Below are 4,878 nucleotides of genomic sequence, written 5' to 3' on the forward strand. Positions count from 1 at the left end.
CCGGCTATTCTACCCGCACCTATAAACAGGTAACGGAGAACGGAAAGACGACTGAAGTGCTGGCCAACACCTCGCACTATATCAAGCGGGATAAAGTGGTTTATGTCGGCACAATCGCGCCGGAAAAACCGCCGGAAACGCAGGAAGGCGATCCCGAGCAAGGGGAAGGCACAAAGCCGGACGGAGAAACCGAACCGGCAACAGATGCCGCCGCCGGTGAAACAGAGGAATAAATAAAGCGCGGGAGGAAAACAATGCGTTACACCGCACAGGTCAGAAAATTTATCAAGCGGGAATGCAGAGCACGGGTAACGGAAAATTTGGGGCGCTGCATTGGCGTACAGCTGCTGTATATGGCGCCGTTTGCGCTGCTGTCCGTGCTGCTGTATGCGCTGCTGTTTGGCAGGGTGCTGGCGCTGGCGGCTGTCGGGTGCGCGGATGCTTATTGCATCAGCCGCGCGCTGACAGGCGGCGTGGACGCCGTGTGGGGTGTGCTGTTTCTGATGCTGGTCGTCTCGGGACCGCTGAACTACGGCATGATGCGGTTTTACATCGGTCTGCGGCACGGCAGGGAGCCGGATATATGTACGCTGCTGCGCCCGTTTGCCTCGCTGGGGGATATCTGGCTGGGGATTCGCATGGTGTTTTGCCTGCTGTTTCGTGCGCTGCTGTGGCTGGCGATTCCGGCGCTTGTATTTGTGGGGGCAGCAGGCGCGCTGACCGCTGCGCTGATGTGGAATCCGAACAGCGCGGCCGGATATGCTGGCCTGCTGGCCTTGTATGCGGCATTTTTCATAGCGGTTCTGCTGATTTGCGTGAAACTGATGACATACAGCGCGGGCTGGGTGATTGTGCAGCAAGACGCGCAGTGCGGCGTATGGGCGGCATCGCGTGCGGGAAGCCGCGTATTCAAAGGGCATTATGGCAGTGTGCTTGCCTTTTTGCTGAGTTTTGCGCCGTGGGGTGTTTTGCTGTATGCGGTGGTCAGCGTATGCGCCTGGCTGGGAACATACGGACTGCATGCAATCGGCGGCAGCATGGGGGCGGCAGTGGCGGCCGCTGCATGGGTAGCGGCGCTGTGTATTGGACTGACGCTGGGCGCGTTTACAATGGCATACGGCAAGACGTCGTTTGTCGGCCTGTATGAATATTTTGCGCAGCAGGGGAGCGGGGAGCAGTCTGACGGCGAACCGGAGCAGTGAGCAGACGGCAGCCTTTGCAAAAAACGGCCGGCGGCGTTTCGGTGCGAAAACGGAAAGCCGCTGACAGCGGATAACAGGAGCATGATGCAGTAAGAGGGCGCTATGAAAATACAGAATAAAAGCAGCTTTATTTGGGGAATTGTTTTTCTTTGTCCGCTGCCACTGTTTGCGCTGGGTATCATAGAAGGAGACTGGTGGCAATGGGCAGTTTCGCTTGCGCTGGCGGTAAAGTTTCTGCATGCCGGATTTTCCAAGGCGGAAAACGCGCGCCAGCAGAGAATTGCAGCAGAGTATGGAAATGTATCGCGGCAGATGTTTGGAAAATACGCGGCGGTGAAAACCAATCTTCCGTGGGTGATTGCGGGGGGCTTTTTTGCAGCCGCGCTGGCCGTCCGGCTGCTATTTGACATTGTCATCCCAGTTTGGGCTGCGGTTATTTTTGCAGTGGTGCTTACCATTTCGGTTTTTTACAGCATTGGGCTCGATCACGCGATTGCAGAACAGATTGACAGGGAAATGGACGAAGAGCAGAGCGAATAAGCTCCTGTGCGGCAGGCGCTTCACAATTCTTCTTTAGACGAATACAGGATATAAAAACCTCCCTCTGCCGAAAGGACAGAGGGAGGTTTTCTATCATAAAGCGTATGGGGCAATAAACTGAATTTTATTCGGATTTGCTTTCTGTTGCATCTCCGTTTTCATCAATTTTTCCCGCAAGCCATGCCATAATACCAAAGCGGCAAAATGGACAGGTGATCACTTCTTTGTAAACTTCCTGTTTGCAGCGGGGACAAATTACATAGTTTTTATTTTTTGCCGCGTCCATCGTTTGCTGTCTCCTTTCGGGTCTGAGCCGGTTTTTCAGCTTATTTTATCATGGTTTTCCGCTTCGTGCAATGCATGGCTGGTAAAGACCGGCAGAGCAGCCGCCTCCCTTTTACCCGTTGGACTGGTTTAGGCTTGCCTAACAATTCATTCGTCGAAATACCAGAATTCTAAACATAAGAAAAGGATCCGCAGGACTTTGAAATCTCGTGGGACCTTGTGAATACCCGAAGGTAAATGAAAAGGAGTAAGGTGTATTTCAATCTTGCTCCTATCAGTCAGTATTTCTTTCAACAATCTGAACTTAGTTTACTTCTGCTTTCTTTTAAGTATGTATGCCACAAGATAGGCAATCGCAGTCAGAATAACAACGATCATGAGGTGAATAGGGATAGATATTCCCCAAAACATTGCACTGTGTTCGTTGTCGCTTAAAATCGAAGGCATTGCTATCATACTAATGGCAACAGACAAACCTGTTGAGATCAATGGTGCTACCCATAAGAACTTCTTTTTAACAAAGAAAATGAGTAACACAGAAAGTACAGGTATTACTCCAAATATCAAAATATTCCACCAATCCATGCAGTCACACTCCTTTATCAAAGTGCATTTTTTCCTATATAGACGCAAAAATTGTCAAATGTCCCAACCTTCTTACATCATACAGTATACAATACTTTTATGCTTCTTTCAATGTTTGGAAATGGGGCGTTTTAGCGAAAGCTACGAAGCTATGCTCCATCAGTCCAAAAGTAAAAAGGGAGGCAGATGCCCGTAGCTTGACAGCAAATAGCGTCAGTGCTATAATAAATCCAAATCAGATAAAAAACGGCAATGAAAAGGAAAGTACGCGGCGCAGAACGGCAAAGCGAATCCCGAATGGTGCGAGCGGGATGCGGAGGGCGCGGCGGAAAATGGCCTTGGAGCTCCGTACCGAGCCGCAAAGGATGCGGTAAGGCTGCGGCGGAAGACCACCGTTATCGGGTCGGGGTATGGCAGTACCCGCAGAGGTTCGCACCGTGAGGTGCGGGCGAAGCAAGGTGGTAACACGGAAGCGGCAGGCTCTCGTCCTTGGATGGAACGACCATTCGGGAGGAGGGCTTTTTTTGTATCGCTGTGCGGTCCTGAAAGGAGAAGGCGCATGAAGAAAAACGCAGTTATCGTTCTGGTCATGCTGGCGGCCTTTGTGCTGCGGCTGGTGACTGGCCTGGGACCGAATGCAGAACCCCTCGTCGCTGTGTTCAGCGGTGTGCTGGCCGCTGTGCTGGCGGGCGTACTGGTGCAGCTTGTTTTTTTCATCTGTACCCGCTGGCGGAAATAACCGGCGGCGCACCGGCGCAGAATAGCAAAAGAAATCAATAATTGGAGCATAAAGGAGAACAAAGAATGGATAAGAAACCCTATTATATCTCAACGGCGATCGCCTATACCTCGGCCAAGCCGCACATCGGCAACACCTATGAGATCGTGCTGGCTGACGCGATCGCGCGCTATAAGCGCATGACCGGTTATGACGTATATTTCCAGACCGGAACGGACGAGCACGGCCAGAAGATTCAGGAAAAGGCGGAGGCGGCCGGTATTTCGCCGCAGCAGCATGTGGACAATGTGGCGGGGCAGGTTAAGGAGATCTGGGACCTGATGAATACCACCTATGATAAGTTTGTCCGCACGACCGACCCCATGCACGAGAAAAAGGTGCAGAAGATCTTCAAAAAGCTGTACGATCAGGGCGATATCTACAAGGGCAGCTACAAGGGCAAATACTGCAAGCCCTGCGAGTCCTTCTGGACCGAATCCCAGCTTGTAGACGGCTGCTGCCCTGACTGCGGACGTCCGGTGGTGGACGCGGAGGAGGAAGCTTACTTCTTCCGCATGAGCAAGTACGCAGACCGCCTGATGAAGCATATCGAGGAGCACCCTGAGTTCATCCAGCCCGAGTCCCGCAAAAACGAAATGGTCAACAACTTCTTAAAGCCCGGTCTGCAGGATCTGTGCGTATACCGCACCTCGTTCTCGTGGGGCATTCCGGTGGACTTTGACCCAGGCCATGTGGTCTATGTCTGGCTGGACGCGCTGACCAACTATATCACGTTCTGCGGTTACGATCCGGACGGCAACCATGATGCGCACTACAAGAAATTCTGGCCGGCTGACGTGCATCTGATCGGCAAGGATATCATCCGGTTCCACACGATCTACTGGCCGATCTTCCTGATGGCGCTGGGCGAGCCGCTCCCCCGGCAGGTGTTCGGCCACCCGTGGCTGCTCGTGGGCGAGGGCAAGATGTCCAAGTCGCTCGGCAACGTGATCTATGCGGATGATCTGGTGCGTCTGTTCGGTGTGGACGCAGTGCGCTACTATGTGCTGCACGAGATGCCGTTTGCAAATGACGGTGTGATCTCCTATGAGCTGATCTGTGAGCGCATCAACGCGGAGCTGGCCAATGTGCTCGGCAATCTGGTCAACCGCACGATCGCGATGACCAAGAAGTATTTCGGCGGCATTGTGCCCGCACCGTCGGACGCAGAGCCGGTGGATGCGGAGCTGAAGGCTGTCGCGCTTGGCCTGCCGGCAGCGGTGGAGAAGCGCATGAGCGACCTGCATGTAGCGGACGCCATCGACGAGGTGTTCACGCTGCTGCGCCGCTCGAACAAGTATATCGACGAAACCATGCCGTGGGCGCTGGCGAAGGATGAGAGCAAAAAGGGCCGTCTGGGCACCGTGCTGTATAACCTGCTGGAGTCCATCCGCTTTGCGGCAACCATGCTGCGCCCCTATCTGCCGGAAACCGCGGATAAGATTTTTGCGCAGCTGAACGCGGCGGATCAGGGCGTGGAAAGCCTTG

7 protein-coding genes are annotated in these 4,878 nt (G+C 53.5%); 5 read left to right on the plus strand and 2 right to left on the minus strand.

Annotation, left to right across the window (positions count from 1 at the left end):
- The 3 genes from ACOYIE_RS09345 to ACOYIE_RS09355 all read left to right on the plus strand — a co-directional run.
- On the plus strand, window positions 1-233 hold a 233-nt coding region (locus ACOYIE_RS09345; RefSeq protein WP_433412587.1), incomplete at its 5' end, for a hypothetical protein.
- 21 nt (window positions 234-254) lie between these two features.
- A complete protein-coding gene (locus ACOYIE_RS09350; RefSeq protein ID WP_433412589.1) occupies window positions 255-1,202 on the plus strand; it encodes a hypothetical protein in 948 nt (315 codons plus the stop codon).
- Window positions 1,203-1,304: 102 nt separating this feature from the next.
- Window positions 1,305-1,742, plus strand: a complete 438-nt coding sequence (locus ACOYIE_RS09355; protein ID WP_433412591.1) for a hypothetical protein — start codon at window positions 1,305-1,307, stop codon at window positions 1,740-1,742.
- Window positions 1,743-1,866: 124 nt separating this feature from the next.
- Here the strand turns inward: ACOYIE_RS09355 and ACOYIE_RS09360 are convergent, their stop codons facing one another.
- The gene (locus ACOYIE_RS09360) at window positions 1,867-2,028 is read right to left on the minus strand and encodes a hypothetical protein (protein ID WP_433412593.1); all 162 of its coding nucleotides are present in this window, start codon (window positions 2,026-2,028) and stop codon (window positions 1,867-1,869) included.
- A gap of 308 nt (window positions 2,029-2,336) precedes the next feature.
- The gene (locus tag ACOYIE_RS09365) at window positions 2,337-2,612 is read right to left on the minus strand and encodes a hypothetical protein (RefSeq protein ID WP_433412595.1); all 276 of its coding nucleotides are present in this window, start codon (window positions 2,610-2,612) and stop codon (window positions 2,337-2,339) included.
- A 559-nt stretch (window positions 2,613-3,171) separates the two neighbouring features.
- Here ACOYIE_RS09365 and ACOYIE_RS09370 point away from each other — a divergent pair.
- Window positions 3,172-3,351: a hypothetical protein gene (locus ACOYIE_RS09370; protein WP_433412597.1), complete on the plus strand. Its 180-nt coding sequence runs from the start codon at window positions 3,172-3,174 to the stop codon at window positions 3,349-3,351.
- Between the two features lie 65 nt (window positions 3,352-3,416).
- Window positions 3,417-4,878: methionine--tRNA ligase (metG, locus tag ACOYIE_RS09375; protein WP_433412599.1), on the plus strand; the 1,462-nt coding region annotated here is incomplete at its 3' end.

The sequence above is a fragment of the Agathobaculum sp. genome (assembly GCF_050946325.1).
Lineage (GTDB): Bacteria > Bacillota > Clostridia > Oscillospirales > Butyricicoccaceae > Agathobaculum.